22 protein-coding genes and 1 tRNA gene are annotated in these 26,731 nt (G+C 68.2%); 19 read left to right on the forward strand and 4 right to left on the reverse strand.

Annotation, left to right across the window (positions count from 1 at the left end):
• Nucleotides 1–5 precede the first annotated feature (5 nt).
• Genes JVH1_RS29845 through JVH1_RS29865 form a run of 5 tightly spaced genes read left to right on the forward strand, consistent with a single transcriptional unit; the run spans nucleotide 6 to nucleotide 5,824 of the window.
• Nucleotides 6–1,196 (forward strand): acyl-CoA dehydrogenase family protein, encoded by a 1,191-nt coding sequence (locus JVH1_RS29845; RefSeq protein ID WP_009474190.1) that lies wholly within the window; start codon nucleotides 6–8, stop codon nucleotides 1,194–1,196.
• On the forward strand, nucleotides 1,193–2,293 hold the full coding sequence (locus JVH1_RS29850; protein WP_009474189.1) for an acyl-CoA dehydrogenase family protein: 1,101 nt from the start codon (nucleotides 1,193–1,195) through the stop codon (nucleotides 2,291–2,293). Before JVH1_RS29845 ends, JVH1_RS29850 begins: the two co-directional genes overlap by 4 nt.
• Nucleotides 2,294–2,328: 35 nt before the next feature.
• Nucleotides 2,329–3,312: an NADPH:quinone oxidoreductase family protein gene (locus JVH1_RS29855; protein WP_009474188.1), complete on the forward strand. Its 984-nt coding sequence runs from the start codon at nucleotides 2,329–2,331 to the stop codon at nucleotides 3,310–3,312.
• A gap of 11 nt (nucleotides 3,313–3,323) precedes the next feature.
• Nucleotides 3,324–4,112, forward strand: a complete 789-nt coding sequence (locus tag JVH1_RS29860) for a RhlG family 3-oxoacyl-ACP reductase (RefSeq protein WP_009474187.1) — start codon at nucleotides 3,324–3,326, stop codon at nucleotides 4,110–4,112.
• Nucleotides 4,113–4,165: 53 nt separating this feature from the next.
• Nucleotides 4,166–5,824 carry an AMP-binding protein gene (locus JVH1_RS29865; RefSeq protein WP_043778485.1) on the forward strand — a complete coding sequence of 553 codons (1,659 nt, stop codon included), beginning with the start codon at nucleotides 4,166–4,168 and terminating at the stop codon, nucleotides 5,822–5,824.
• Nucleotides 5,825–5,896: 72 nt separating this feature from the next.
• Here the strand turns inward: JVH1_RS29865 and JVH1_RS29870 are convergent, their stop codons facing one another.
• A complete protein-coding gene (locus JVH1_RS29870; RefSeq protein WP_009474185.1) occupies nucleotides 5,897–7,057 on the reverse strand; it encodes a N(5)-(carboxyethyl)ornithine synthase in 1,161 nt (386 codons plus the stop codon).
• A gap of 213 nt (nucleotides 7,058–7,270) precedes the next feature.
• Nucleotides 7,271–7,346: transfer RNA gene (locus JVH1_RS29875), tRNA-Arg, on the reverse strand.
• A 166-nt stretch (nucleotides 7,347–7,512) separates the two neighbouring features.
• Here JVH1_RS29875 and JVH1_RS29880 point away from each other — a divergent pair.
• Nucleotides 7,513–9,915 carry a phosphoketolase gene (locus JVH1_RS29880; protein WP_009474184.1) on the forward strand — a complete coding sequence of 801 codons (2,403 nt, stop codon included), beginning with the start codon at nucleotides 7,513–7,515 and terminating at the stop codon, nucleotides 9,913–9,915.
• A 9-nt stretch (nucleotides 9,916–9,924) separates the two neighbouring features.
• Here the strand turns inward: JVH1_RS29880 and JVH1_RS29885 are convergent, their stop codons facing one another.
• Both JVH1_RS29885 and JVH1_RS29890 read right to left on the reverse strand, forming a co-directional pair.
• Complete coding sequence (locus JVH1_RS29885; RefSeq protein ID WP_009474183.1) at nucleotides 9,925–10,635, reverse strand: DUF305 domain-containing protein; 711 nt, start codon at nucleotides 10,633–10,635, stop codon at nucleotides 9,925–9,927.
• A complete protein-coding gene (locus tag JVH1_RS29890) occupies nucleotides 10,628–11,548 on the reverse strand; it encodes a DUF3105 domain-containing protein (protein WP_009474182.1) in 921 nt (306 codons plus the stop codon). The genes JVH1_RS29885 and JVH1_RS29890 overlap by 8 nt, the downstream gene beginning before the upstream one ends.
• A 218-nt stretch (nucleotides 11,549–11,766) precedes the next feature.
• Between JVH1_RS29890 and argS the strand changes: the two genes are divergently transcribed.
• The 13 genes from argS (at nucleotide 11,767) to atpB (ending at nucleotide 26,713) form a co-directional block, all read left to right on the forward strand.
• Complete coding sequence (gene argS, locus JVH1_RS29895) at nucleotides 11,767–13,419, forward strand: arginine--tRNA ligase (protein WP_009474181.1); 1,653 nt, start codon at nucleotides 11,767–11,769, stop codon at nucleotides 13,417–13,419.
• The gene (gene lysA / locus JVH1_RS29900) at nucleotides 13,416–14,837 is read left to right on the forward strand and encodes a diaminopimelate decarboxylase (RefSeq protein WP_009474180.1); all 1,422 of its coding nucleotides are present in this window, start codon (nucleotides 13,416–13,418) and stop codon (nucleotides 14,835–14,837) included. The genes argS and lysA overlap by 4 nt, the downstream gene beginning before the upstream one ends.
• A complete protein-coding gene (locus JVH1_RS29905) occupies nucleotides 14,834–16,147 on the forward strand; it encodes a homoserine dehydrogenase (RefSeq protein WP_009474179.1) in 1,314 nt (437 codons plus the stop codon). The genes lysA and JVH1_RS29905 overlap by 4 nt, the downstream gene beginning before the upstream one ends.
• Nucleotides 16,144–17,226, forward strand: coding sequence for a threonine synthase (thrC, locus tag JVH1_RS29910; protein ID WP_009474178.1), 1,083 nt, complete (start codon nucleotides 16,144–16,146; stop codon nucleotides 17,224–17,226). The genes JVH1_RS29905 and thrC overlap by 4 nt, the downstream gene beginning before the upstream one ends.
• Before the next feature lie 44 nt (nucleotides 17,227–17,270).
• On the forward strand, nucleotides 17,271–18,215 hold the full coding sequence (gene thrB / locus JVH1_RS29915; RefSeq protein ID WP_029539442.1) for a homoserine kinase: 945 nt from the start codon (nucleotides 17,271–17,273) through the stop codon (nucleotides 18,213–18,215).
• Nucleotides 18,216–18,543: 328 nt separating this feature from the next.
• On the forward strand, nucleotides 18,544–20,637 hold the full coding sequence (gene rho / locus JVH1_RS29920; protein WP_009474175.1) for a transcription termination factor Rho: 2,094 nt from the start codon (nucleotides 18,544–18,546) through the stop codon (nucleotides 20,635–20,637).
• A 226-nt stretch (nucleotides 20,638–20,863) separates the two neighbouring features.
• Nucleotides 20,864–21,106: a 50S ribosomal protein L31 gene (gene rpmE / locus JVH1_RS29925; RefSeq protein WP_005252948.1), complete on the forward strand. Its 243-nt coding sequence runs from the start codon at nucleotides 20,864–20,866 to the stop codon at nucleotides 21,104–21,106.
• A 91-nt stretch (nucleotides 21,107–21,197) separates the two neighbouring features.
• Nucleotides 21,198–22,277, forward strand: a complete 1,080-nt coding sequence (prfA, locus tag JVH1_RS29930) for a peptide chain release factor 1 (RefSeq protein ID WP_009474173.1) — start codon at nucleotides 21,198–21,200, stop codon at nucleotides 22,275–22,277.
• Between the two features lie 53 nt (nucleotides 22,278–22,330).
• Complete coding sequence (gene prmC / locus JVH1_RS29935; protein WP_009474172.1) at nucleotides 22,331–23,260, forward strand: peptide chain release factor N(5)-glutamine methyltransferase; 930 nt, start codon at nucleotides 22,331–22,333, stop codon at nucleotides 23,258–23,260.
• The gene (locus tag JVH1_RS29940; RefSeq protein ID WP_011594474.1) at nucleotides 23,257–23,913 is read left to right on the forward strand and encodes an L-threonylcarbamoyladenylate synthase; all 657 of its coding nucleotides are present in this window, start codon (nucleotides 23,257–23,259) and stop codon (nucleotides 23,911–23,913) included. The genes prmC and JVH1_RS29940 overlap by 4 nt, the downstream gene beginning before the upstream one ends.
• Nucleotides 23,910–25,091: a glycosyltransferase family 4 protein gene (locus tag JVH1_RS29945; protein ID WP_005252952.1), complete on the forward strand. Its 1,182-nt coding sequence runs from the start codon at nucleotides 23,910–23,912 to the stop codon at nucleotides 25,089–25,091. Before JVH1_RS29940 ends, JVH1_RS29945 begins: the two co-directional genes overlap by 4 nt.
• Nucleotides 25,092–25,129: 38 nt before the next feature.
• Nucleotides 25,130–25,603: a hypothetical protein gene (locus tag JVH1_RS29950; RefSeq protein WP_009474170.1), complete on the forward strand. Its 474-nt coding sequence runs from the start codon at nucleotides 25,130–25,132 to the stop codon at nucleotides 25,601–25,603.
• Nucleotides 25,604–25,930: 327 nt separating this feature from the next.
• Complete coding sequence (atpB, locus tag JVH1_RS29955; protein WP_009474169.1) at nucleotides 25,931–26,713, forward strand: F0F1 ATP synthase subunit A; 783 nt, start codon at nucleotides 25,931–25,933, stop codon at nucleotides 26,711–26,713.
• The last annotated feature ends 18 nt before the right edge of the window (nucleotides 26,714–26,731 follow it).

Raw genomic sequence — 26,731 nt, forward strand, 5'->3', positions numbered from 1 at the left:
GGAACATGACCACTGACGAACAGGCGATCGCACGCGACCTCAGCGGCCGCGTCGCGACCCTCGTCGAACAGAACGACCTGTCGGATCCGACCGGGTTCCTCGGAGCCCGATTCGACGCCGGCCTCGCGTGGGTCCACTTCCCGCCCGGACGCGGCGGACTCGGTCTGCCGCAGAGCTTCCAGGCACAGGTCGATGCCGAACTCGCGGCCGCCGGAGCGCCCGGCCCGGCGAAGGGCCGCAACGGGATCGGATTGGGCATGGCCGCTCCGACCATCGCCGCGTTCGGCACCGAGGAACAACAACAGAAGTACCTGCGGCCGATCTTCACCAGCGAGCACATCTACTGCCAGTTGTTCAGTGAACCGGGGGCGGGCTCCGACCTGGCCGCGGTCGCGACGCGAGCCGTCCGTGAGGGTGACGGCTGGAGGGTCAACGGGCAGAAAGTGTGGACGTCGGGGGCGCAGAACGCGCAGATGGCCATCCTTGTGGCCCGGACGGATCCGACGGTGCCCAAGCACGCCGGGCTCACGTACTTCCTGTGCGACATGAGCGATCCCGGTATCGACGTCCGGCCGTTGCGGCAGATCACCGGTGAGGCCGAGTTCAACGAAGTGTTCCTCACCGACGTCCACATTCCCGATACCGATCGGCTCGGCGACGAGGGGCAGGGCTGGCGGGTGGCCACCGCGACCCTCAACAACGAGCGCGTCGCGATCGGCGGTTCCGCGGCCGCCCGCGAGAGCGGCATGATCGGACCGGTCGCACAGGCCTGGCGAGAGCAACCCGAACTCCGCGACCCGGCGATGCACGACGAACTGCTCCGGCTGTGGGTCGAGGCGGAGGTCGCCCGGCTGACCGGGGAACGCCTGCGGCAGCAACTCGAGGCTGGGCAACCCGGCCCGGAGGGATCCGGCCTGAAGCTGGCCTTCGCCCGGCTCGCGCAGACCATCTCGGGTTTCGACATCGAACTCCACGGCGAGGCCGGGCTGCGGTACGACGACTGGACCATGCGCCGACCGGACAGGGTCGACTTCACCGGCCGTGAACCCGGCTACCGGTACCTGCGCGCGAAAGGCAACTCGATCGAGGGCGGCACGTCCGAGATCCTGCGCAACGTCATCGCAGAACGCGTTCTCGGCCTCCCGCCGGAACACCGCGTCGACAAGGACATCGCCTGGAAGGACCTGCCCCGATGAGCACCGCAGATCTGCTGTACTCCGATACGGAAGACGCCCTGCGCGACTCCGTCCGCCGCCTCCTTGCCGACCGCTGCCCACCGGAACTGGTGGTCGGAGCGTACGACCGGGCGCCCGCCGACTTCTCCGGAGTATGGAAATCCCTCGCCGTTGAACTCGGACTGGCCGGGCTGCTCGTTCCCGAGGACCTGGGCGGCGCCGGAGCCGGCGCACGTGAGGCCGCCGTGGTCATGGAGGAGATCGGACGTGCCGTCGCGCCCGTCCCGTACCTGTCCAGTGCCGTGCTCGCGACGGTCGCGCTGCTGAAGGCGGGAGACACGCGAACCGTCGGCGCACTCGCCGACGGGACGACCACCGGTGCACTCACGGTCGGGCTCGCAACCGCACCGGGGCGGTTCACCCCGACCGTGCGCCGAGAGGGCGACACCCTGACGGGCACCGTGACCAGCGTCGCGGGCGTCTCGGAGGCCGACATCCTGATCGTGCCGGCCCTGGGTCCGGGTGGACTCGAACTGCACACGGTGCCCGCCGGCACCGCCGGTGTCACGGTCACGCCCGTGCTCGCGCTCGACATGACCCGGCCACTGTCGGATGTCGCGTTCGACGCCGCCGCATCCACCCGCATCGACGACGGCAACGCCGCGGCGGCGGTCCGTGAGGCCCTCGTCGTCGGTGCCGCACTGCTCGCCTCCGAGCAACTCGGGCTCGCGCAGTGGTGCTTCGAGACGACCCTGGCGTACGTCAAGGAGCGAACCCAGTTCGGCCGCGCCGTCGGGTCGTTCCAGGCGATCAAACACCGCCTCGCCGACCTGTGGCTCGAGGTCACTTCCGCGGCCGCCGCTGCCCGCTACGCCGCGGACACCGCCGCCCGGGGCGACGCGGACGCCGAGGTCGCGGCCGCCGTCGCGCAGGCGTACTGCAGCGACGTCGCCGTCCACGCCGCCGAGGAATGCGTCCAGCTGCACGGCGGGATCGGCATGACGTGGGAATACCCCGCGCACCTGTATCTGAAGAGGGCGAAGAGCGATCAGCTCGCGTTCGGCACCGCCTACCGTCACCGCGCGCATCTCGCCGACCTGATCGACCTGCCCGCGTAACCCGAGCTCCATCACCGACAGTCAGGAAGCAATCCATGAAGGCATGGCGTGTCCACGAACTCGGCGAGCCGCGCACCGCGCTGCAACTCGAGGAGGTCCCGGACCCGACAGCAGGCCCCGGCCAGGTGCTGGTGAAGGTTCTCGCCGCACCGGCGAACTTCCCCGACGTGCTGCTGTGCCGCGGCGAATACCAGATCAAGCCACCGCTGCCGTTCACACCCGGAGTCGAGCTGTGCGGCGAGGTGCTGGAGGTCGGTGACGGCGTGACCCGCTTCGCCGTCGGCGACCGGGTGATCGGCAACCCCAACCTTCCCGGCGGGGGATTCGCTCAGCTGGCGGTGATGGACGAGGCCAACACGTTCGCCGCACCGTCCGCGCTCGACGACGCCGAGGCGTCGGCGTTGAGCATCGGCTACCAGACGAGCTGGTTCGCTCTCCACCGGCGCACCCAACTGAAGCCGGGGGAGACGCTGCTCGTCCATGCCGCCGCGGGCGGAGTGGGCAGCGCCGCAGTGCAATTGGGCAAGGCCGCGGGAGCGAAGGTGATCGGCGTCGTCGGCGGCGCCGACAAGGTCGAGTACTGCCGCCGGCTGGGGGCGGATCTGGTGATCGACCGGCACACCGACGATTTCGTTCCGCTGGTCAAGGAATTCACCGGCGGACGCGGCGCGGACGTCGTCTACGACCCGGTCGGCGGCGACGCCTACGCGAAGTCCACCAAGTGCATCGCGTTCGAAGGCCGGATCCTGATCATCGGTTTCGCCGGCGGCACCATCCCGACACCCGGCCTCAATCACGCCCTGATCAAGAACTACTCGATCATCGGACTGCACTGGGGTCTGTACAAGCAGTACAACCAGCAGGCGATCGCCGACTGCCACGCGGAACTGACCCGGCTCGCCGACTCCGGTGCGATCACGCCGCTCATCAGCGAGCGGCTCTCGCTCGCGGACGTGGCCGACGGCATCGGCCGTCTCGGTGACGGCAGCACCGTCGGCCGCCTCGTCTTCCAACCCTGAAGGGAACGCACATGGACATAGGTTCACTGTTCGACGTCGCAGGCAAGACCGTGGTGGTCACCGGAGGTTCGCGGGGTATCGGCCGGATGATCGCACAGGGATTCGTCCTCGCCGGGGCGACCGTGATCATCTCCGCCCGCAAGGCCGAGGCATGCGAGAAGGCCGCGGCCGAACTGTCCGCCGCCGGGCCGGGGACGTGTCACGCACACCCCGCCGACCTGTCCACCGAGGAGGGGATCGAGGGGCTCGTCGCGCGGGTCGCCGAGGTGTCACCCCGACTGGACGTCCTGGTGAACAATGCCGGAGCAACGTGGGGTGCGTCGGTCGACGATTTCCCCGCCGCCGGTTTCGACAAGATCTTCGACATCAACGTCAAGGGCGTGTTCATGCTCACCCAGGCGTTGCTGCCGAGTCTGCGGGCCGCGGCGACGGACGGTGACCCGGCCCGGGTGATCAACATCGGGTCGATCGACGGACTCGTGGTGTCGGGTAGCGAGAACTTCTCGTACGGGGCGAGCAAGGCCGCGGTCCACATGCTCACCCGCAAGCTCGCAGCGACGCTGGCCGCCGAGCGGATCACCGTCAATGCCATTGCCCCCGGACCGTTCCCGAGCAAGATGATGGCGTTCGTCCTCGACGACCCGGAGCGCAAGGGAGCGGTCGAGAGATCGGTCCCGCTCGGCCGGGTCGGCACACCGGAAGACGTCGCCGGCGCCGCGATCTTCCTCTCCTCGCGCGCCGGGGCCTACCTCACCGGCACCGTCGTCCCCGTCGACGGCGGGATCTCGGGAACACGCTGAACAGCACGTCAGACAGTCGGAACACGGAACGAGCGAGAGGCGGCACGGCGGCGATGAGCTGGTACGACGACAGACCCTGGATGGAACGGTACGACGAGAACACACGTTCCGTGGGGGAGATCCCCGCGCGGACAGCGCTCGACATGTTCTCGGCCGCGGTCGAATCCGCCCCGGACGGGCCGGCCATCCGGTACCTCGGCGGCACCCTCGACTACCGCGCGGTCGACGAACTCAGCGACGGTGTGGCCGCCTACCTCGCCGAGAACGGGTTCGGGAAGGGCGACCGGCTCGCCATCTACCTGCAGAACGTCCCGCAGTTCGTGCTCGCGTTGCTCGGCACGTGGAAGGCGGGCGGTGTCGTCGTCCCGCTGAACCCGATGTACCGGGACGAGCTCTCCCACATCCTCACCGACGCCGGAGTCACCGCGATCGTGTGCAGCGAGAACGCGTGGACCGATCGGGTGGCGGAGCGGGCGTCCGCCGCGGGTGTGCGGATCGCGATGACCGCGAGCGAACTCGACATCCAGACGTCGGACGACCCACGGGTGTTCGGGGGCGTGACCCGGGTGCGCGCCGAGGGCGTGCCGGACCTGCTCGAGGTGGCCCGGGCGTGCGCGGGAGCCGACGTGCCGGATCCCGGTCTGGTCCCGGACGACGTCGCGCTCGTGTCCTACACGTCCGGAACGAGTGGAGTCCCCAAGGGAGCGACCAACACCCACCGGAATCTCACCGTCAACAGTTCCATCCTGCGCCTGTACGAGAGCAAGCCCGCCGGTTCGCCGATCTTCGCGCTCGCGCCGCTGTTCCACATCACGGGCATGGTGTGCCAGCTGCTCACCGCGATCGACCTGGCGTCGCCGCTGATCCTCGCATACCGGTTCGAGGCAGGGGTGGTGCTCGACGCCCTCGAGCGGGAGCGGCCGGTGTTCATGGTCGGCCCGTCCACCGCCTACATGGCGCTGATGGCCCACCCCGACTTCTCCGGTGAGCGCTTCGCCTCGCTGGAGGCCGTGATGTCCGGTGGCGCCCCGCTGCCCCCTGCCATCGTCGAACGGTTCCGGGAGCTGACCGGAAAGTACATCCGCAACGGCTACGGGCTCACCGAGACCAGCGCGCCCTGCGTCGTCGTCCCGCCGAACCTGGAGGCGCCGGTCGATCCGTCGTCGGGCACGCTGGCGATCGGCCTGCCCCTTCCCTCCGCCGTGATCCGGATCGTGGGGGAGGACGGGCAGGATCTCGACCCACTCGAGGTCGGGGAGATCGCCGTCGACGGGCCTATGGTCGTGCCCGCGTACTGGAACAAACCCGACGCCACGGCGCAGTCGCTGCCCGGCGGCCGGCTGCTCACCGGCGACGTGGGATTCATGGACGCCCAGGGCTGGGTGTACGTCGTCGACCGCAAGAAGGACATGATCAACGCGTCCGGGTTCAAGGTCTGGCCCCGCGAGGTCGAAGACGTCCTCTATCGGCATCCCGCGGTCCGGGAGGCCGCCGTCGTCGGGGAGCCGGACAGCTACCGCGGCGAGACCGTCGCCGCGTTCGTCAGCCTCCGCCCCGGGCAGACGGCCGAGACGGACGACCTCGTCGAGTACTGCCGGGAGCGGCTGGCGAGCTACAAGGCCCCGAGGCGCGTCGAAATCGTCGACGAACTACCCAAGACGGCCAGCGGAAAGATCCTCCGACGCGAAATGCGCCGCAGCACCCCGGCCTGAACCCGCCGCCATCCCGGACGAACGGGACGCTCGTTGCGTCAGATCGAACGAGCGTCCCGTTCGTCCAGTCGATCAGGCGACGACCGGGTGCGGGTAGTCCGCCGCGCGGTGCTGGAACGACAGGATGCGGGGGTTCTGCACGACTCCGTCACGGATCTCGACGGCCCGCCGGATCGTGTCGCTGCGGTCCCAGGCGGCGGGTCCGTCGAGGACCGTCCCCAGATGGGGGAGCAGGGCCTCGCTGATCTCCCAGGTCGCCGAATTCCACAGGTAGGACGGGCTGTGGTCGACCGCGTAGTAGCGGACGTTCTCACTGATCATGAACGTCGGATCGGCGAACGACGTCGGCCGGGCCCAGCTGAAGCCCATTCCCTGGTCGCAGGACACGTCGACGACGAGGCTGCCGGGCAGGAGGGTCTCGATGTCCGAGTCGATCAGGAACGTCAGCGGCGATTCCGTGTCCTGCAGGACGCAGTTGACGATGATGTCGTGCCGGGCGAGGAACCCGGCGAGCGGCATCCGGCCCTCGTCCGTGGTGACGTGGCTGCGGCGCGGATCGGCGTCGTCGTGATCGAACTGCACGATCTCAGCCGAGTGGATCGGCGAGCTCACGGCGGTGACCCCGCGTTGCGTGACGACGTGGACGTCGTGGATGCCCAAGGCGTTCAACGCGGTGACGGCGCCGCGAGCGGTGGCACCGAAGCCGAGCACCACGGCGCGCAGGCGGCGGCCGTAGTCGCCGGTCGAACCCGCGATCGACAGGGCGTGCAGCACCGAGCTGTATCCGGCAAGTTCGTTGTTCTTGTGGAAGACATGGAGCTGGAACGACCCCTCGACGCTCCAGTGGTTCATGGCCTCGAACGCGATCAACGTGAGGTGGCGATCGACGGCCACCTGGGTGAGCTCCGTGTCCTGGACGCAGTGCGGCCACCCCCACAGGATCTGGCCGTCGCGCAGGTCCGCCAGATCCTTCGCGAGAGGTTTGGGCAGCAGGAGGACGTCGGAGTGCTCGATCAGCTGCTCCCGGGTGCGCAGCCCGCCCACCGAGCGGGCCAGCTGCTCGTCGGAGACACCGAAGGGCTCGCCGTAGCCGTACTCGAGGTGGATGCGGCCACGGAGGTCGGGGTCGATCCGGTCGAAGTGGAGCGGATGGATCGGGAGCCGGCGTTCGTCGGGCTTACTCGAACGCGCGACGACGCCGAGGGTGAGTGGATGAGAGCGGTGTTGCTGCACAGGGGTGTCCCTTGGTCGACACTGCCGGAGAGAGTCTTCGGCAGAGAGTTCTTACCGCGGAACCCGCAATGGAGGAGGCCAGCGTTCGATCGGTGGGCGCGCGGCATCTGCCGGCGCGGCTGCAGCTCTCGACAAAGCCCGAGGAGATCACTCGGGGAAGACTGGTAGCACCAGAGAGAAAGACTGCGCCGCGACAGGCGACCCAGTTTCTCGTGGTGCCCCCGGCAGGATTCGAACCTGCGACCTTTCGCTCCGGAGGCGAACGCTCTATCCCCTGAGCTACGGGGGCGCACCGGAAAACCGGTGTGCCGATTGGGCTGGCCAATCGTAGCGCATGGGTAGTGGGATCAACCAAATCGGTCCCCCTACTTTTTGGACTCGCCCCGGTAGCGGCCCGGACACGCCTAGTGTCGGGAGGACGTGGACGTTCGCGAACTCCCGGGGAGGCGTCGAGAATGACCGATGGACCGCAGCTGGGGTCGCAGGACCCCGACGGGCACTATTCCGATTCCGGCCTCGAGCTGGACCTGCGGTGGTGGGCGGCGGCCAACTATCTGACGGTCGCGCAGATCTACCTGCAGGACAACGCGCTTCTGCGTGAGCCGCTGCGCCCGGAACACATCAAACCCCGGCTGCTCGGGCACTGGGGGACGAGCCCGGGTCTGTCGATGATCTACGCCCTGCTGAACCGTCTCATCCGCCGGACCGACACCGATTGTCTCTACGTGACGGGTCCCGGACACGGTGGTCCGGCGCTCGTCGCCGCCACGTACCTGGAGGGGACGTACTCGGAGGTGTATCCGGGCGTGTCCCGCGACGCCGCGGGTATCCACCGGCTCTGCCGGCAGTTCTCGACCCCGGGTGGCATCCCGAGTCACGTCAGTGTGCAGACACCGGGCAGCATCCACGAGGGCGGCGAGCTCGGCTACGCCCTCGCGCATGCCGCCGGGGCGGCGTTCGATCACCCGAATCTGTTGGTGGCGTGCGTGATCGGAGACGGCGAGGCAGAGACGGGACCGCTGTCCGGTTCGTGGAAACTCCCCGCCTTCCTCAATCCGGAACGCGACGGTGCGGTGTTGCCGATCCTGCACGTCAACGGAGCGAAGATCGCCGGGCCCACCGTCTACGGCCGCAGCAGCGACGCGGACATCGAGGCATTCCTCGGCGGTCAGGGGTGGGCGCCGACCGTCGTCTCCGGCGACGACCCGCGGCAGGTCTTCCCGGCGCTGCATCGCGCACTCACCGACGCGCACACCGCGATCTCCGACCTTCAGCGGGAGGCGCGGGCCGGCAGGCGCAGCGCCGCCAAGTGGCCGGCGATCGTGCTGCGCACTCCGAAGGGCTGGACCGGGCCGCGGACCGTCGACGGCGTGCTCGTCGAGGGCACGCACCGGGCCCATCAGGTTCCGCTGTCGGGGGTGCGGACCGACGAGGCGCACCTGCGTCAGCTCGAGGAGTGGATGCGGTCGTACCGCCCGGACGCACTGTTCGACTCGTCCGGCGCACTCGTTCCGGACCTCGAGCGGCTGGCGCCGCAGGGCGACAAGCGGATGGGATCGTCGCCGTACGCGAACGGCGGCCGCCTGCGTGCGGATCTTCCCGTGCCGCCGCTGGAGAAGTACGCGCTCCCCGTCGAGAAACCCGGCACCACCCACCACGAGACCACCCGGGTGCTCGGGGAACTGCTCCGCGACCTGTACGCCGCCACCACCACGCCCGACGGCGGCGGCTACTTCCGGCTGTTCTGCCCGGACGAAACGTCCAGCAACCGGTTGGGCGCCGTGTTCGAGGTGACCGACCGCTGCTGGCAGCTGCCGGTCACCGACCACGACGACGGGCTGTCGGCCCGCGGCCGGGTGATGGAGGTGCTCAGCGAGCACCTCTGCGAGGGATGGCTCGAGGGGTATCTGCTGTCGGGGCGGCACGGGCTGTTCGCCAGCTACGAGGCGTTCGCGATGGTGAGCGTGTCGATGCTCATCCAGCACACGAAGTGGCTGCAGCATGCGGTGGATCTGCCGTGGCGGGCGCCGGTGGCGTCGCTGAACGTCCTGCTGACCAGCACCTGCTGGCGCAACGACCACAACGGGTTCAGTCATCAAGGGCCGGGCATGATCGACGCCGTCATCCCGCTCGCACCGGACGTCGTCCGGATCTGGCTGCCACCGGACTCGAACACTCTGCTGTCCATCTCCGACCACTGCCTCCGTAGCACCGACCACGTCAACCTCATCGTCGTCGACAAGCAGCCGCACCTGCAGTACCTGACCCTCGCGGAGGCGCACGCACACTGCGCGGCCGGGGCGTCGGTGTGGGCGTGGGCGGGGACGGAAGCCGCGGCGGGCGCCGACCTGGACGTCGTGCTCGCGGCCGCCGGGGACGTTCCGACCCAGGAGATCCTGGCGGCGGCGCAGTTGCTGCGCGAGCACACGCCGGAACTGGTCACCCGGGTGGTCAACGTCGTCGACCTGATGGGGTTGCTCACACCCACGGAACATCCGCACGGATTCGACGCGCGCATGTTCCTGGACCTGTTCACCGCGGACACGGACGTGGTGTTCGCGTTCCACGGGTACTCGCGCGCCGTCCACGAGCTGATCCACGGGCGTCCCACCCCGGACCGTTTCCACGTTCGCGGCTTCAGCGAACAGGGCACCACGACCACCCCGTTCGACATGGTCGTGCTCAACCGGATGAGCCGCTATCACCTGGTCCTCGAGGCGCTGCGACGCACGCGGAGGGAACCGTCCGGTGCCGGGGAACTGGCCGACTTCTGCCTCCGGCAACTCGAACGGCACGGCGAATACGTCGTCGCGCACCTCGAGGACATGCCCGAGGTGCGCGACTGGACGTGGTCGTGAAGCCGGAGGTCAGTTCATCGGGAGGGGAGCGGCGCCCTTCGCGGTGAGCATGTTCGTCATCACCGTCGATTCGCTCTGCTGCGTGTCCACCATCGTCTGCGCGAGAGAGCGCACCGCGTCCTCCGACGCGTGCTGGGCCGCGTACTCCATCATCGGGAGCCCGCCCTGGTGGTGGCGCAGCATCAGCTGCAGGTACAGGACGTCGACAGCCGGTCCGGTGGCCTGACGCAGCGCGGCCATGTCCTCCGAGGACGCCATGCCCGGCATCTTCGACATCGAACCCATGTGCCCGCTGTCGGCGGCCCCGTGGTCGTGACCGTCGGAGTGCTCGGATGCCATCCAGCCCATGTAACCGCCGGACGGCAGCGCCGGCTGATCCCACAACGCGAGCCAGCCCTGCATCTGCCCGAGCTGATTCTGCTGCGTGGTGAGAATGTCGTACGCGAGGCCGCGCACCGCCGGGTCGGTGGCGCCCGGCAGCGCGATCGCCGACATCTCCACCGCCTGGCTGTGGTGCACGCTCATGTCCTGCGCGAATCCGACATCGACGGAACCTGCCTCGGGAACCGGGGCGCCGGTGTCCTCGAGCGGAAGCCGGGCGAGGAACCCGAGCGCGAATCCGAGCGCGATGGCGCCGATCAACCCGATGACCAGCAGCGCTGTTCGCTGACTGGGCCGGGACGGGGCTGGATCGTCTGCGGGTTCGGCAGGACTAGCCATTGCCACCCTCGGCCGGCGCCTGCTGCAGATCGGACGGCAGCTGCAGGTCGCTCGGGAGCTGCATGCCGCTGGGCAGCTGCGCTCCCGCACCACCGGATTCCGACTGGTCGGGGCTGATGCCGCCACCGTCCATCGGGACCGCGTCCGCGCCGGGTGTGCTCGGGTCGAACGGCGGCGGGTTGTCCGGGTCGAAACCGGAGCCCGGGATGGACGAGCAGCTCGCACCGACCTCCGGGTAGGTGTTCTTGTTGATCCGCAACGCGGTGATGAACTGGTCGATGCGCTCGTCGTCGACGCTGTCCAGCTTCAGCTGGTGGCCCCACGACTGCAGCGAGACCGGGCTGTCGAGGCCCGGGTACGGCGAGAGCAGCGTGTACGTCTCGCCGTCCACCTTGTCCTTCAGCGTCTCGACCTGGTCGGCGGACAGCTCGTCCGGGTTGTAGGCGATCCACACGGCGCCGTGCTCGAGCGAGTGCACGGCGTTCTCGGTGCGGATCGCGTTCGGGTAGACCGTGCCGGTGCACGTCGCCCAGATTGCGTCGTGGGGGCCGCCGAACGGGGGCGACTGGTCGTACGCGACGCGCTGCGTCGGCTGGATGTGGATGCCGGCCGGGTAGTCGACCTTGACGACGCCGTCGATGTTGACCGACGGGTCGGGATTTTCGGCGCTCGGCGCGTACTTCGCGGCCTCTTCCTTGGCCTGGTACTTGGGGACCAGGTTGATCGCGAGGACCGCCACGAGTGCGAGAACGGCAGCTCCGGCGCCGATCGTCAGCCAGGGGATGCTCCGCGGAGCGGACGCGCCACCCTTGACTTTCGCGCCGCCGCTCTTCTTCTTGGCGGCCTTGATGGCCTTCGCCGACTTCGCGCCCGAGTTCTTGTCGGGACCGCGACTTTCCGAACCGCTTGGCATCGATTGTGATCTTTCGGTGTGTGGGTTACGGGCGCTCGACCCCCGGCAACCGGAAGCTGAGGGCCGGGACTCAGGGCGACACCACTGTACTTTCCCACCCTGAGCGCAACCTGGGAGAGTGGCCGCGGCCACGCTCGCCGGCGGTCGCCGGGCCCGCGACGGGACTCGCGGCAAGGCGGATCACCGCCCGGGACACGTTGGCCATAGGATAGATACCTGTGACTCCAGCTGACCTTGCCGAACTGCTCCGCGGAACCGCCGCGAAAGTGCTCGACGAACGCGGACTCGACGTGTCCGTGCTTCCCGAAACTCTCACGGTCGAGCGTCCGCGCAATCCCGAGCACGGCGATTACGCCACCAACGTCGCGATGCAGGTGGCCAAGAAGGTCGGTACCAACCCGCGTGAGCTGGCCGGCTGGCTCGCCGAGGCGCTGACCGCGGCCGAGGGCATCGACAGCGCCGACATCGCAGGCCCGGGCTTCCTCAACATCCGCCTGGCCGCCGACGCGCAGGGCGCGATCGTCGCGAAGATCCTCGACGAGGGCGCCGCCTTCGGGTCCGGCCACACGCTCGACGGCAAGCGGATCAACCTCGAGTTCGTCTCCGCCAACCCGACCGGGCCCATCCACCTCGGTGGAACGCGCTGGGCCGCGGTGGGCGACGCGCTGGGCCGGATCCTGTCCACCCAGGGCGCGGCGGTCACCCGCGAGTACTACTTCAACGACCACGGCGCCCAGATCGACCGGTTCTCCCGCTCGCTGATCGCGGCCGCCAAGGGCGAACCCGCCCCCGAGGACGGTTACGCGGGCGCGTACATCGCCGACATCGCCGCCCAGGTGCAGTCCCAGCGCCCCGACGTGCTGGAACTGCCCGCGGGCGAGCAGCAGGAAGTGTTCCGCGCCATCGGCGTCGACCTGATGTTCGCCCACATCAAGCGCACCCTGCACGAGTTCGGCGTCGACTTCGACGTCTACTTCCACGAGAACTCGCTGTTCGAGTCCGGTGCGGTGGAGAAGGCCGTCGAGACGCTCAAGGACTCCGGCAACCTCTTCCAGGAGGACGGCGCCTGGTGGCTCAAGAGCACCGACTTCGGCGACGACAAGGACCGTGTCGTCATCAAGAGTGACGGCAACGCGGCGTACATCGCCGGTGACATCGCCTACTTCCAGGACAAGCGCTCACGCGGCTTCGACCTGTGCATCTACATGCTCGGTGCCGACCACCACGGGTACATCGGCCGGCTCAAGGCGGCCGCGGCCGCGTTCGGCGACGACCCCGACACCGTCGAGGTGCTGATCGGCCAGATGGTGAACCTCGTCCGCGACGGTGTGGCCGTGAAGATGAGCAAGCGCGCCGGGACGGTCATCACCCTCGACGACCTGGTCGAGGCGATCGGCGTCGACGCGTCGCGGTACGCGATGATCCGGTCGTCGGTGGATTCGAGCATCGACATCGACCTCGAACTGTGGACGAGCACCGGCAACGAGAATCCGGTGTACTACGTGCAATACGCACATGCCCGCCTGTCGGCCATCGCCCGCAACGCCGCCGACCTCGGTATCGCAGTCGCGGATCCCGACTTCTCGCTGCTCGTCTCGGAGCAGGAGGGTGATCTGATCCGCACCCTCGGCGAGTACCCGCGCGTCGTCACCAGTGCCGCGAATCTGCGTGAGCCGCACCGCATTGCGCGGTATCTCGAGGAGCTGGCCGGTGCCTACCACCGGTTCTACGGCGCCTGCCGGATCCTGCCCCAGGGCGACGAGGAGGTCGGCCCGCTGCACATCGCGCGACTGGCGCTGTGCGACGCGTCCCGGCAGGTCCTGTCCAACGGGCTCGCCCTGCTCGGCGTCAGCGCACCGGAGCAGATGTGAACGCGCACCCCGCAGGTCCCAAGCACGCCGAACAGCTGCACGCACCCGGTCTGCCCGAACGTCCCGCCGACGCGGCTGCGTTCGCCGCACTCTCGCCCGAGGTGTGGCCTCGCAACGCCCACCGCGGCGCGGACGGGGTCGTGAGCCTGGCAGGCATCCCGGTCACCGAACTGGCCGAGAAGTACGGCACCCCACTGTTCGTCGTCGACGAGGACGATTTCCGGTCCCGCTGCCGCGACATGGCCCGTGCGTTCGGGCCCACCGCCAAGGTGCACTACGCGTCCAAGGCGTTCCTGTGCGGCGAGATCGCCCGCTGGGTCGCCGACGAGGGCCTGTCCCTGGACGTCGCGTCGGGCGGCGAACTGGCGGTCGCCCTGCACGCCGGATTCCCGGCTGAGCGAATTGCCATGCACGGCAACAACAAATCGGTCGCCGAGCTGAACGCCGCCGTGTCGGCCCGGGTCGGGCACATCGTGCTCGACTCCGCCACGGAGATCGACCGCCTCGACAAGGTGGCCGCCGAAGCCGGTGTGGTGCAGGACGTTCTGATCCGCGTGACGGTCGGAGTCGAGGCGCACACCCACGAGTTCATCTCCACGGCCCACGAGGACCAGAAGTTCGGGTTCTCGCTCGCGGGCGGAAAGGCGATCGACGCGGTCCGCCGGGTCTTCGCCGCCGGCAACCTGCGGCTGGTAGGTCTCCACAGCCACATCGGTTCGCAGATCTTCGATGTCGACGGATTCGAGTTGGCCGCGCACCGTGTGATCGGGCTGCTGCGGGACGTCGTCGCGGAGTTCGGTGTGGAGAAGACCGCCCAGATCTCGATCATCGACCTCGGTGGTGGCATGGGAATCTCGTACGTCCCCTCCGACGACCCGCCGCCGGTCGATCAGCTCGCCGCCAAACTCGGCGACATCGTGCGCAACGAGTCGGCGCTCGCCGGTCTGCCCGAGCCGACGCTGGCCGTCGAACCCGGACGCGCGATCGCCGGACCCGGCACGGTGACGCTGTACGAGGTCGGCACCATCAAGGACGTCACCGTCGGCGCCAACCTCACCCGCCGGTACGTCAGCGTCGACGGCGGAATGAGCGACAACATCCGTACCGCGCTGTACCAGGCGGAGTACGAGGCCAAACTGGTCTCGCGGGTCAGCGACGCGGCGCCGGTGGTGTCCCGTGTCGTCGGCAAGCACTGCGAGTCCGGTGACGTCGTGATCCGCGACACCTGGATGCCCGAGGACATCGACGCCGGCGATTTGCTCGCCGTCGCGGCCACCGGTGCATACTGCTATTCGATGTCGAGCAGGTACAACCTGCTCGCCCGCCCTGCCGTGGTGGCGGTGCGCGACGGACAGTCGCGCGTGATCCTCCGGAGGGAAACCGTGGAAGACCTGCTGAGCTTGGAGGTACAGGAGTGACGAGCGAATCGGCGCATCGCGCTATCGGTGTGGCCGTCCTCGGCCTCGGCAACGTCGGGAGCGAGGTGGTGCGCATCCTGCGGGAGCACAGCGAAGACCTCGAGGCTCGCGTCGGTGCCCCGCTGGAACTGCGTGGAGTGGCCGTGCGCCGCCCCGGCAAGGACCGCGGAATTCCCGAGGAGTTGCAGACCACCGACGCGGAGTCCCTCGTGGCCCGCGACGACGTCGACATCGTCGTCGAGGTAATCGGCGGCATGGACCTGCCCCGCAAGCTGATCCTCTCGGCGCTCAATTCCGGCAAGTCCGTCGTCACCGCCAACAAGGCGCTGCTCGCCGATCACACCGGTGAACTGGCCGAGGCGGCGGAACTGCACAACGTCGACCTCTACTTCGAGGCCGCCGTGGCCGGTGCGATCCCCGTGATCCGCCCGCTCATCCAGTCCCTCGCCGGTGACCGGGTGAACAAGGTCGCCGGAATCGTGAACGGAACCACCAACTTCATCCTGTCGGCGATGGACGAGACCGGCGCGGACTACGCCGCGACCCTCGCCGAGGCCGGACGTCTGGGTTACGCCGAGGCCGACCCGACCGCCGACGTGGAGGGTTACGACGCCGCGGCCAAGGCGGCCATCCTCGCGTCGATCGCGTTCCACACCCGGGTCACCGCCGCCGACGTGTACCGCGAGGGGATCTCCAAGATCACCGCGGCCGACCTGACGTCGGCTCGCGCACTCGACTGCACGATCAAGCTGCTGTCCATCTGCGAGCGGATCGCCACCCCCGAGGGCAAGGAGCGGATTTCCGCGCGGGTCTACCCGGCGCTCGTGCCGCTGGAACATCCGCTGGCCTCGGTCAACGGTGCATTCAACGCCGTCGTCGTCGAGGCGGAGAACGCCGGGCGCCTCATGTTCTACGGCCAGGGCGCAGGCGGCGCCCCCACCGCGTCGGCCGTGATGGGCGACCTGGTGATGGCCGCGCGCAACAAGGTGAACGGCGGCCGCGGCCCCCGCGAGTCCAAGTACGCCAAGCTGAAGATCGCGCCGATCGGCGACATCCCCACGCGGTACTACGTCAACATGCAGGTGACGGACAAGGCCGGGGTCCTGTCGGCGGTCGCTGCCGAATTCTCGCAGCACGGCGTCAGCATCTCCACCGTGCGGCAGGAAGGCGCCGGCGACGGGGCCCGCCTCGTCGTCGTCACCCACGTCGCGACGGATTCTGCTCTGTCGGAAACCGTTGAGGCACTGAGCAAACTCGAATTCGTCACCGCTGTGACCAGCGTGCTGCGACTGGAAGGCACCGAACAATGACCGGCACCCGTAACCCCGTTCACACCCCCTGGCCGGGGCTGATCGAGGCTTACCGCGACCGCCTCGCCATCGGACCGAACTGGAAGACGGTCACCCTGCGCGAGGGCGGCACCCCGCTGCTGCCCGCCGGGCACCTGTCGGAGCTCACCGGTTGCGACGTCTACCTGAAGGTCGAGGGGCTCAACCCGACCGGTTCGTTCAAGGACCGCGGCATGACGATGGCCGTCACCGACGCGCTGGCCCGCGGTCAGCAGGCCGTCCTGTGTGCGTCCACGGGTAACACGTCCGCTTCCGCCGCCGCGTACGCCGCGAAGGCGAAGATGACCTGCGCCGTACTGGTGCCGCAGGGCAAGATCGCGATGGGCAAGCTCGCGCAGGCCGTCATGCACGGCGCGCGGATCATCCAGGTGCAGGGCAACTTCGACGACTGCCTCGAACTGGCCCGCAAGACCACCGCGGAGTTCCCCACGATCGGGCTCGTGAACTCGGTCAACCCGGTCCGTATCGAGGGCCAGAAGACCGCGGCATTCGAGATCTGCGACGCCCTGGGCAAGGCCCCCGACGTGCACGTGCTCCCGGTCGGCAACGCGGGCAACATCACCGCGTACTGGCGCGGGTACTCCGAGTACTACGCGGACGGACTCACCAGCGTGAAGCCCCGCATGCTCGGTGTCCAGGCCGCCGGCGCCGCACCGCTCGTCCACGGCGCACCGGTGAAGGACCCGGAGACGATCGCGACCGCGATCCGCATCGGCTCGCCCGCGTCCTGGAACGGTGCGGTCACCGCCAAGGAAGAGTCGCACGGCGCCTTCCGGGCCGCGACCGACGACGAGATCCTCGAGGCGTACCGGCTGATCGCCAGGACCGAAGGGGTGTTCGTCGAACCCGCCTCGGCCGCGAGCGTCGCGGGTCTGCTCGCCGCCCGCAAGGAGGGCTGGCTGGACTCGGGCCTGACCGTCGTGTGCACGGTCACCGGCAACGGTCTCAAGGACCCCGACACGGCGCTGGCGGGTATGCCTGAGGTTCAACCGATCCCGGTCGATCCTGTCGCTGTCGCGTCTGCCCTCGAGCTGGCGTAGTGGTGGCGCCCACGCCCACCACGTCGCAGGACCACACCGCTGCCATGACACAGACCCTCCCCACGGGCCTCACCGTGACCGCCCGCGTGCCTGCGTCGAGCGCCAACCTCGGCCCGGGCTTCGACACGCTGGGCATCGCGCTCGGGCTGTACGACGAGATCACCGTGACGACCACGGGTTCGGGGCTGAAGATCCGGGTCGAGGGCGAGGGCGCCGACGACGTGCCGTGGGGTCCGTCCCATCTCGTGGTCCGGGCCATCGAACGTGGCCTGGAATCGGCGGGCGTGTGGGCCGACGGACTGGATGTGGTGTGCCGCAACGCGATACCCCATTCTCGGGGCCTGGGTTCGTCGGCCTCCGCCGTCGTCGGGGGACTGGCGGCCGCCAACGGCCTGGCGATCAAGCTCGACCCCGAACTCGGGCTGTCGCTCGATCAGCTCGTCCAGCTGTCGTCCGAATTCGAAGGGCACCCCGACAACGCGTCGGCCAGCGTGCTCGGGGGCGCCGTGGTGTCGTGGAGCTGCGCGAGCGAGCAGCCCGACGGAGCGCCCGCGGCCACCGACATCTACTCGGCCGTCGCGCTGAAGGTCCATCCCGCGATCCGCGTCGTCGCGCTGGTGCCGGGGGAGCGCTCGTCGACCGCCCACACGCGGGGTCTGTTGCCCGAGACGGTTCCCCACCGGGACGCGGCATTCAACGTCAGCCGCGGCGCCCTCGCTGTGGTGGCGCTCACAGAGCGTCCCGACCTTCTGATGGCAGCCACCGAGGACCGACTGCATCAGACGCAGCGCGCTCCGGCCCTTCCGCTCACGACGCGATGGATTGCCGTCCTCCGGAAGGCGGGTATCGCCGCCACCGTCTCAGGAGCCGGACCGACCGTCCTCGCATTGACTACGGAGCCTTTCCCCGTGGATCTTCGGGCGCAGGCCGAGGCCGAGGGGTTGCAGGTTCTCGAACTGGACGTGGCGGACGGCGTCCGGACCAGCTGACACGCCGTAGGGGCGTGTCCTTGCCCCTACGGTCGTTCACAGCTATCCTGGGCAATGTCCGTACATCGTGCGCATCAGACGCCGGTGCTTCACCAGGGCAATTACTCCAGGTCAATCGGGGTTGACGGCTCCTGGCACGATCCTCCGCACTATCTGTCGTGTAGGGATTGCGAGTACGCGCCTGTTTCAAAGGTGATGTGATGGCGGGCAAGCCGGCAGTTCTTCACATGCAACTACGTACGGCACATCCGAATTCGGTATTCGAAACCGAATTACGGGACGAACCCTCGACTCTGCGCAGCGCGAGTGAGGGAAGGAAAGGACCTCCGTGACCGATACGGACCTCATCGCCGCTCCTGTGCGCGCCTCCTCGGTGGATACCGTTGGCGCGCAGGCAGGCGACTCTTCACAGGCGTCATCGACCGCACCCGGCCAAGGTGCAGTGACGGCCTCCACCAAGCGCGCCGAGGCGCGCCGGGGTGCCGGGCTGTCCGGAATGGTGCTCACCGAGCTCCGCACTCTCGCAGGTGAGCTGGGCATCAAGGGCATCTCGGGGATGCGCAAGGGCGAACTGATTGCCGCGATCAAGGAGCGCCAGGGCGGCTCTTCCGCCCCGGCCGCTGCCGCGACCGAAGCCGCTCCCCGGACCCGGGCGACCCGCGCGAAGCGCGTCGAGTCCGCTCAGACCGAACTCGAAGTGACTCCCCAGGTGGAGACCACCGAGAAGGCCGCCGAGCCCAAGACGGCCGAACCCGCGACGGGCGACGGCGCAGCCGCCGACACGGACACCGCCGAAGGCGGCCGCCGCGGGCGTCAGCGCCGCGGATCCGCGCGTCGGGCAGGCGCACCCGAGCAGGGTGACCAGAGCGGTAACGCTCAGGACACCGCCTCGGCGAATGCCGCCGACACGCAGCAGGCCGAGCGCAAGCAGGCCGACGACCGTCAGGATTCCGCAGAGAAGCCGGCCAAGCAGGACGGCTCCGGCGAACAGGGCGGCGACCGCAACCGACGTGAGCGGGGCGGCGACCGCGGTGATCGTGGCGACCGTGGCGACACCCGCGGCGAACGCGGTGACCGCGGCGAACGCGGCGATCGCGACAACCGTGGGGACCGCAGCCAGGGCAACAACGGCCCGCGCAACAACGACAACCGCCCGGGCGACGACGAGGAAGGCGGTCGCGGACGCCGCGGACGTCGCTTCCGCGAACGTCGTCGTGGACGCGACCGCGGCGAAGGCGGCGGCGGTGACGCCCGCGAGACCGAGATCCGCGAGGACGACGTCCTGCAGCCGGTCGCCGGCATCCTGGACGTCCTCGACAACTACGCGTTCGTGCGGACCTCCGGCTACCTGGCCGGACCGAACGACGTCTACGTGTCGATGAACCTGATCCGTAAGAACGGCCTCCGTCGCGGCGACGCCATCACCGGCGCAGTCCGGGTCGGGCGCGAGGGCGAACAGGGCAACCAGCGCCAGAAGTTCAACCCGCTGGTCCGCATCGACACCGTCAACGGTGGCGACGTGGAAGCGGCCAAGAAGCGCCCCGAGTTCGGCAAGCTCACCCCGCTGTACCCGAATCAGCGGCTGCGTCTGGAGACGACGCCGAACATCTTGACGACCCGTGTCATCGACCTGGTGATGCCGATCGGCAAGGGACAGCGTGCGCTGATCGTGAGCCCGCCGAAGGCCGGTAAGACCAGCGTTCTGCAGGCCATCGCGAACGCCATCGCGACCAACAACCCCGAGTGCTACCTCATGGTCGTGCTGGTCGACGAGCGGCCCGAAGAGGTCACCGACATGCAGCGTTCGGTGAAGGGCGAGGTCATCTCCTCGACCTTCGACCGTCCGCCGGGAGACCACACCTCGGTCGCCGAACTGGCCATCGAGCGTGCGAAGCGTCTGGTGGAGGCGGGTAAGGATGTCGTCGTCCTCCTCGACTCGATCACTCGCCTCGGCCGTGCGTACAACAACTCGTCGCCGGCTTCGGGACGCATCCTCTCCGGTGGTGTCGACTCGACCGCGCTCTACCCGCCGAAGCGTTTCCTCGGTGCTGCGCGCAACATCGAGAACGGCGGTTCGCTCACGATCATCGCGACGGCCATGGTCGAGACCGGTTCCACCGGCGACACCGTGATCTTCGAGGAGTTCAAGGGCACCGGTAACGCCGAGCTGAAGCTCGACCGCAAGATCGCGGAACGTCGTGTGTTCCCGGCCGTGGACGTGAACCCCTCGGGTACGCGTAAGGACGAGCTGCTGCTCAGCCCGGACGAGGCCGCGGTGCTGCACAAGCTCCGGCGCGTGCTCTCGGGTCTCGACTCGCACCAGGCCATCGATCTGCTGATCGACCGCCTCAAGAAGAGCAAGAGCAACATCGAGTTCCTCATGCAGGTGTCGAAGACTGCTCCGGGCGCGATCGACGACTGATCGCGACCAGAGGCGGGGCCCGGCGACTTTCGGTCGCCGGGCCCCGCTGTTTTCCCCTCGAAATCACCGTGGAACAAAACGCAGACCACCCGCGTTGACCACACCGCAAGCACAAATGCCGATTGGGATCGCGAACCTGCGATCTGGCATACTGAGCGGCTGAGTCCGGTTCCGGTTCACGTCTTCGAACGGCGAAGGCGACCCGGCGACCATTGAAAGGGACACCATGAAGTCAGGCATTCACCCCAACTACGTGGCCACCACCGTGGTCTGCGGTTGCGGAAACACCTTCGAGACCCACAGCACCAAGGAGACCGGGCGTATCAACGTCGAGGTCTGCTCGCAGTGCCACCCGTTCTACACCGGCAAGCAGAAGATCCTCGACACCGGTGGACGTGTCGCCCGCTTCGAGGCTCGCTACGGCAAGCGCGCCGGCAAGGGCGCAGCCAAGGAATCTGCAGAGTCCTAGCTGTTCCGCCGACGCCCGTCCTGCGATAATTGCAGGCCGGGCGTCGGCTTTTTTGTGCCTATTCCCGAAAGAACGCAGAGCGGAGCGAATCATGGCAGGGACCACCCAGCCTTCGGCCATCGACGACATCCTGGCCGAACATGCCGGCCTGGAGCAGCAGTTGGCGGACCCGGCCCTGCACAACGACGCTTCCGCCGCCCGCAAGGCGGGCAAGCGATTCGCCGAGCTCGCGCCGATCATGGCGACATATGCCAAGCTCAAGTCGGCGCAGGACGATCTGGATGCCGCGCGCGAACTCGCCGCCGACGACTCCAGCTTCGCCGCCGAGGTGCCCGAACTCGAGGCGCAGGTCCTGGAACTCGACAAGGCCCTCACCGACCTTCTGGCCCCCCGCGACCCGCACGACGGTGACGACGTGGTGCTCGAGGTGAAGTCGGGGGAGGGCGGCGAGGAATCCGCGCTGTTCGCCTCCGATCTGGCCCGGATGTACGTCCGGTACGCCGAGCGTCACGGCTGGCGTGTCGAGATCCTCGACGCGACCGTGTCCGATCTGGGTGGATACAAGGACGCGACCCTGTCGATCAAGTCGAAGGGCGATGTGCGTGACGGGGTCTGGGCACGACTGAAGTTCGAGGGCGGTGTCCACCGCGTGCAGCGCGTGCCGGTCACGGAATCGCAGGGACGCGTCCACACGTCCGCCGCCGGCGTCCTCATCTACCCCGAACCGGAAGAGGTCGAGGAGGTGCAGATCGACGAAACCGATCTGCGCATCGACGTCTACCGCTCCTCGGGCAAGGGCGGTCAGGGTGTCAACACCACCGACTCCGCGGTCCGTATCACGCACCTGCCCACCGGAATCGTCGTGACCTGCCAGAACGAGCGCTCACAGCTGCAGAACAAGGCCCGCGCCATGCAGGTGCTCGCCGCGCGGCTGCAGGCCGCCGCCGAGGAAGCCGCGGATGCGGAGGCGTCGGCGGGCAGGCAGAGTCAGGTGCGCACCGTCGATCGTTCGGAGCGCATCCGCACCTACAACTTCCCGGAGAACCGCATCACCGATCACCGGATCGGTTTCAAGTCCCACAACCTGGATGCGGTCCTGGACGGCGAACTCGACGCCCTGCTGGATGCCCTGGGCAAGTCCGACCGCGAGGCGAGGCTCGCCGCGGAGTAGCCGCGAAGCGGGACCGCGCCACCGGGCGGCAAGCCGCGTGGCACTCTGTACCTGTGAGTCGCCTTCCTCTTCGCCTGGCCCTGATCGACGCAACCGCGCAACTCGACGAGGCCGGGGTGCGTAGCTCCCGTGCGGATGCCGAACTGCTCGCGGCCCACCTGCTGGGGGTGGAACGGACCCGGCTCGGCCTCGTCCCGCTGGTCGACGAGTCGGTGATCGACGCCTACAAGAAGATGGTCGACCAGCGCGCCAAGCGGATTCCGTTGCAGTACATCCTCGGTACGGCCGCGATGGGGGACATCGACATCGAGGTCGGTCCCGGGGTCTTCGTGCCGCGTCCCGAGACGGAACTGCTGCTCGGGTGGGCGCTCGCCTTCCTCGGAAGCTGCGATCAGCATCCGCCGGTGGTCCTCGACCTGTGCACCGGCTCGGGCGCGCTCGCGCTCGCGATCGCCAATGCCCGCCCCGACGCCGTCGTGCACGCCGTCGAACTCGAACCGCACGCGCTCGCATGGGCCCGGCGCAACGCCGACGCCCGCGAACAGGCAGGTGACGCACCGATCCGCCTGTACCAGGGTGACGTGACCGACCGGACGTTACTGGCCGGGCTCGAAGGCGGCGTCGACCTGATCGTGGCGAACCCGCCCTACATCCCGGAGGGCGTCGAGCTCGAACCCGAGGTGGCCGACCACGATCCGCACAGTGCACTGTTCGCCGGACCGGACGGTCTGTCCGTCATCAAGCCGATGATCTCGAACGTCGCCCGCTGGTTGCGGATCGGGGGAGCGGTCGGCATCGAACACGACGACTCCAACGGGGCCGACGTGGCGGCACTGTTCGCGTCCCGCCGGGTGTTCGGCGAGGTCGCGGAGCACCCGGACCTCGCAGGCAAGCCGCGCTTCGTGGTCGCCCGGCGCGTCGCCACGGATATCGAGGCGCAGCGTGCAGGGGCCGTCACCGAGGGTGAAAGAATGGGCGGGTGAGTACCGTTTACGACTGTGGCCTTCCCGATTCACGCTCCGCCGGAATGAGTGCGGCCAAGAATGCGCTGAAGGCCGGGCGGCTCGTCGTGCTCCCCACGGACACGCTGTACGGGATCGGCGCGGACGCATTCGACAGCGAGGCTGTCGCCGCCCTCCTGCGGGCCAAGGGTCGCGGGCGCGACATGCCGGTTCCCGTGCTTGTCGGCTCGTGGAACACGATCGACGGCCTGGTGTACAGCGTGCGCCCGCAGACGCGCGACCTCATCCGGGCGTTCTGGCCGGGCGGGCTGAGTCTCGTTGTGGAGCAAGCACCTTCGCTGGCGTGGGACCTCGGCGACACCCGGGGCACGGTCATGCTGCGCATGCCGCTGCACCCCGTCGCCCTCGAACTGTTGCGTGAAGTCGGACCGCTGGCGGTGTCGAGCGCGAACGTCTCCGGGCAGCCGCCCGCGACGACGGTCGAGGAAGCGCGCGAGCAACTCGGCGGCTCGGCGAGCGTGTACCTCGACGGTGGCCGGGCGGAGCAGGGGCAGGCATCGACGATCGTCGACCTCACCGGCGCGACCCCCCGGATCCTGCGTGAAGGCGCCGTGCCCACCGGCGATGTCGCCGACGTGCTCGGAGTGACGGCGGAGAGTCTGTCCGCCCAGTGAGTGCTGCCGAATCGGCCGGCGTGGCGCTGGCTCAAGCAGGTGGGGGCGCGGGTGTCCCGCTGCGTGAACTCCTGCTCGTACTCTTCACCGCTGCGGTGGTCACCTACCTGGCCACCGGGGCGGTGCGGCTGTTCGCGCTCCGGTTCGGGGCCGTTGCCGTGCCGCGGGACCGGGACGTCCACGTCACCCCGACGCCCCGTCTCGGCGGGGTCGGCATGTATCTCGGGATGCTCGTCGCGTTGTTGTTCGCGCAGCAGCTACCCGCACTGACCCGGGGATTCGAGTTCACGTCCGACATTCCCGCGGCGCTGGTCTCGGGGTTCGTGATCGTGCTGGTGGGGGTGGTCGACGACCGATGGGGCCTGGACGCGCTCACCAAGTTCGTCGGTCAGGTCACCGCGGCGGGCATTCTCGTCGTGATGGGAGTGAGCTGGTTCATCATCTATATGCCGTTCGGGGACGGCAGCACCGTCATCCTCGACCAGCTCCAGGCCGGTCTCGTCACTGTGGGTGTCGCGGTCGTGATGGTGAACGCCATGAACTTCGTCGACGGCCTCGACGGTCTCGCGGCGGGCCTCGGTCTGATCTCCTCGCTCGCGATCTGCGTGTTCTCGGTGGGGCTTCTGCACGATCAGGGCGGCGACGTCAGCGCGTATCCGCCCGCGCTGATCGCCGCGGCGCTGGCAGGTGCGTGTCTCGGATTCCTTCCGCACAACTTCCAGCCCGCCAAGATCTTCATGGGCGACTCGGGCTCCATGCTGATCGGTCTGATGCTCGCGGCCATCTCCACCAGCGCGTCCGGTCGCATCCCGCTGACCGCGTACGGCACCCGCGACCTGCTCGGTCTTCTCTCGCCGCTGCTCCTCGTCGGTGCCGTCATGTTCATCCCGATCCTCGACCTGCTGCTCGCCGTCGTCCGGCGGACCCGTGCGGGCGTGAGCCCGTTCAGTCCCGACAAGATGCACCTGCACCACCGGTTGCTGCAGATCGGGCACTCGCACCGCCGCGTCGTGCTGCTCATCTACTTGTGGGTCGGTGTCCTGGCGTTCGGCGCGGTCGGATCGGCCCTGTTCGACCGTCGCGTCGTCGTCCTCCTGGTTGCGGGAGGCCTCGTCTTCGCGCTGGTCGTGACGGCCGTCCCGTCGATTCGCGGACAGCAGCACGACCGTCGCGGCTGACCGGAGGGTTGCGGCGGACCGGCGAAGATCCACTACCCTTGGCGACCGTGACGTTCACCCCCGCCTCCGCCCCTGATCACACCGCGTCGTTGCGGGCTGCCGTCCGCTACGGAGTTTTCGGTCTGATCGTGCTGGCAGTGGTCGGCTCGATCATCGCATTTCTCGTCGCGGGCAAGCCCGGTCTGTACGGCGCTCTTCTCGGTGCGGCAGTCGGGGGAGGGTTCATCCTGTGCACGGCACTGGGTGTGCTGTTCACCGCGAAACTTCCGGCCTTGACGGCGGGAGCGGTACTGCTCGGTACGTGGTTGCTGAAGATGATTCTCGCGATCACGGTCCTGGCGATCCTCAAACCGCTCGACTTCTACGACAAGACGGCATTGGTGCTGGTCATGGTGCTGTCGTTGGTGATCGTGCTGGGAGCGGAAACGTTCGGCGTCCTGGGAACCAAGGCGCCGTACGTCGAGCCGACGCCGTCGGACGACGCCGGATCGCCGGAATCGGACGATAAGTAGTACTACGAGATGTAGTAAAATTGAATCGACCCGGACCCCGTCTACACAACGTCGTAGATGACTTGCTAAGGTCTGGGTCAAGCGAGAGCAATGAGAGTGCGAGTAAGTTACTCGCCGGTATTGCATGCTTGTAGGTGGCCGCACTTTCCGGGCCGCCGAGTCGACGAGAGTCGCCGACACCGACAGACGCTGGACTCGAACAGTCCACAGCAGCTGACGAATACGCGAGTCGAGCTTGTCGACTTGTTTGATCGTCAATGTCCGATCGAACCGCAGTCAACGAAGGCTGCGGACCGACTACGGGAGAGAACGCTGAGCGTCATCAACGTGGCTGCTGGAGAAGAATTCCACGCGCCTTCCCTGAACGACTTCTTCCCGCCCGCGGTCCTGTTCGAAGGGACTCCGTTCGAACTCGACCGCCTGATGCTGGTTCGCATCCTGCTGTCCGGACTGATGATGCTCTTCTTCGTCATCGCGCTGCGCAGCCCGAAGATCATCCCTCGCGGTGTCCAGAACATCGGTGAGATCGCGCTCGACTTCGTCCGGATCAACATCGCGGAAGAGATTCTCGGCAAGGAGCAGGGCAAGCGCTTCCTGCCGGTCATCACCACCATCTTCTTCCTGGTGCTCGCCTCCAACCTCGGCAGCATCATCCCCTTCATCAACATCTCTCCGAACGCGCGTATCGGCATGCCGCTCGTGCTCGCCGCCCTCGCGTACATCGTGTTCAACTACGTCGGCATCAAGAAGTACGGCTTCTTCAAGTACGTGAAGAGCAGCATCGTGGTCCCCGGTGTTCCGCTTCCGCTGCACTTCCTGCTCGTGCCGATCGAGTTCATCTCGACGTTCGTCCTCCGGCCGTTCACGCTCATGGTTCGTCTCATGGCCAACATGCTGGCCGGCCACATCCTGCTGGTGCTGTTCTTCAGCGCCACCCAGTACTTCTTCTTCGTCTCCGGTGGCTTCCAGGCCGTGTTCGGTGTGGCCTCGCTTGCCGCCGGCATTGCATTCACCTTCTTCGAACTGCTGGTGATCTTCCTGCAGGCCTACGTCTTCGCGCTGCTCACGTCGGTGTACATCGATCTGGCGCTGCACGCGGATTCGCACTAGCACCACAAATTTCACGAC

It is taken from the genome of Rhodococcus sp. JVH1 (assembly GCF_000280725.2).
Lineage (GTDB): Bacteria > Actinomycetota > Actinomycetes > Mycobacteriales > Mycobacteriaceae > Rhodococcus_F > Rhodococcus_F jostii_A.

What these genes read in the sequence shown, in the direction of transcription:
- JVH1_RS29845 (WP_009474190.1), top strand. Translation starts at nt 6, where the DNA reads ATGACCACTGACGAACAGGCGATCGCACGCGACCTCAGCGGCCGCGTC.
- JVH1_RS29850 (WP_009474189.1), top strand. Translation starts at nt 1,193, where the DNA reads ATGAGCACCGCAGATCTGCTGTACTCCGATACGGAAGACGCCCTGCGC.
- JVH1_RS29855 (WP_009474188.1), top strand. Translation starts at nt 2,329, where the DNA reads ATGAAGGCATGGCGTGTCCACGAACTCGGCGAGCCGCGCACCGCGCTG.
- JVH1_RS29860 (WP_009474187.1), top strand. Translation starts at nt 3,324, where the DNA reads ATGGACATAGGTTCACTGTTCGACGTCGCAGGCAAGACCGTGGTGGTC.
- JVH1_RS29865 (WP_043778485.1), top strand. Translation starts at nt 4,166, where the DNA reads ATGAGCTGGTACGACGACAGACCCTGGATGGAACGGTACGACGAGAAC.
- JVH1_RS29880 (WP_009474184.1), top strand. Translation starts at nt 7,513, where the DNA reads ATGACCGATGGACCGCAGCTGGGGTCGCAGGACCCCGACGGGCACTAT.
- JVH1_RS29885 (WP_009474183.1), bottom strand. Translation starts at nt 10,635, where the DNA reads ATGGCTAGTCCTGCCGAACCCGCAGACGATCCAGCCCCGTCCCGGCCC.
- JVH1_RS29890 (WP_009474182.1), bottom strand. Translation starts at nt 11,548, where the DNA reads ATGCCAAGCGGTTCGGAAAGTCGCGGTCCCGACAAGAACTCGGGCGCG.
- thrC (WP_009474178.1), top strand. Translation starts at nt 16,144, where the DNA reads ATGACCGGCACCCGTAACCCCGTTCACACCCCCTGGCCGGGGCTGATC.
- thrB (WP_029539442.1), top strand. Translation starts at nt 17,271, where the DNA reads ATGACACAGACCCTCCCCACGGGCCTCACCGTGACCGCCCGCGTGCCT.
- rpmE (WP_005252948.1), top strand. Translation starts at nt 20,864, where the DNA reads ATGAAGTCAGGCATTCACCCCAACTACGTGGCCACCACCGTGGTCTGC.
- prfA (WP_009474173.1), top strand. Translation starts at nt 21,198, where the DNA reads ATGGCAGGGACCACCCAGCCTTCGGCCATCGACGACATCCTGGCCGAA.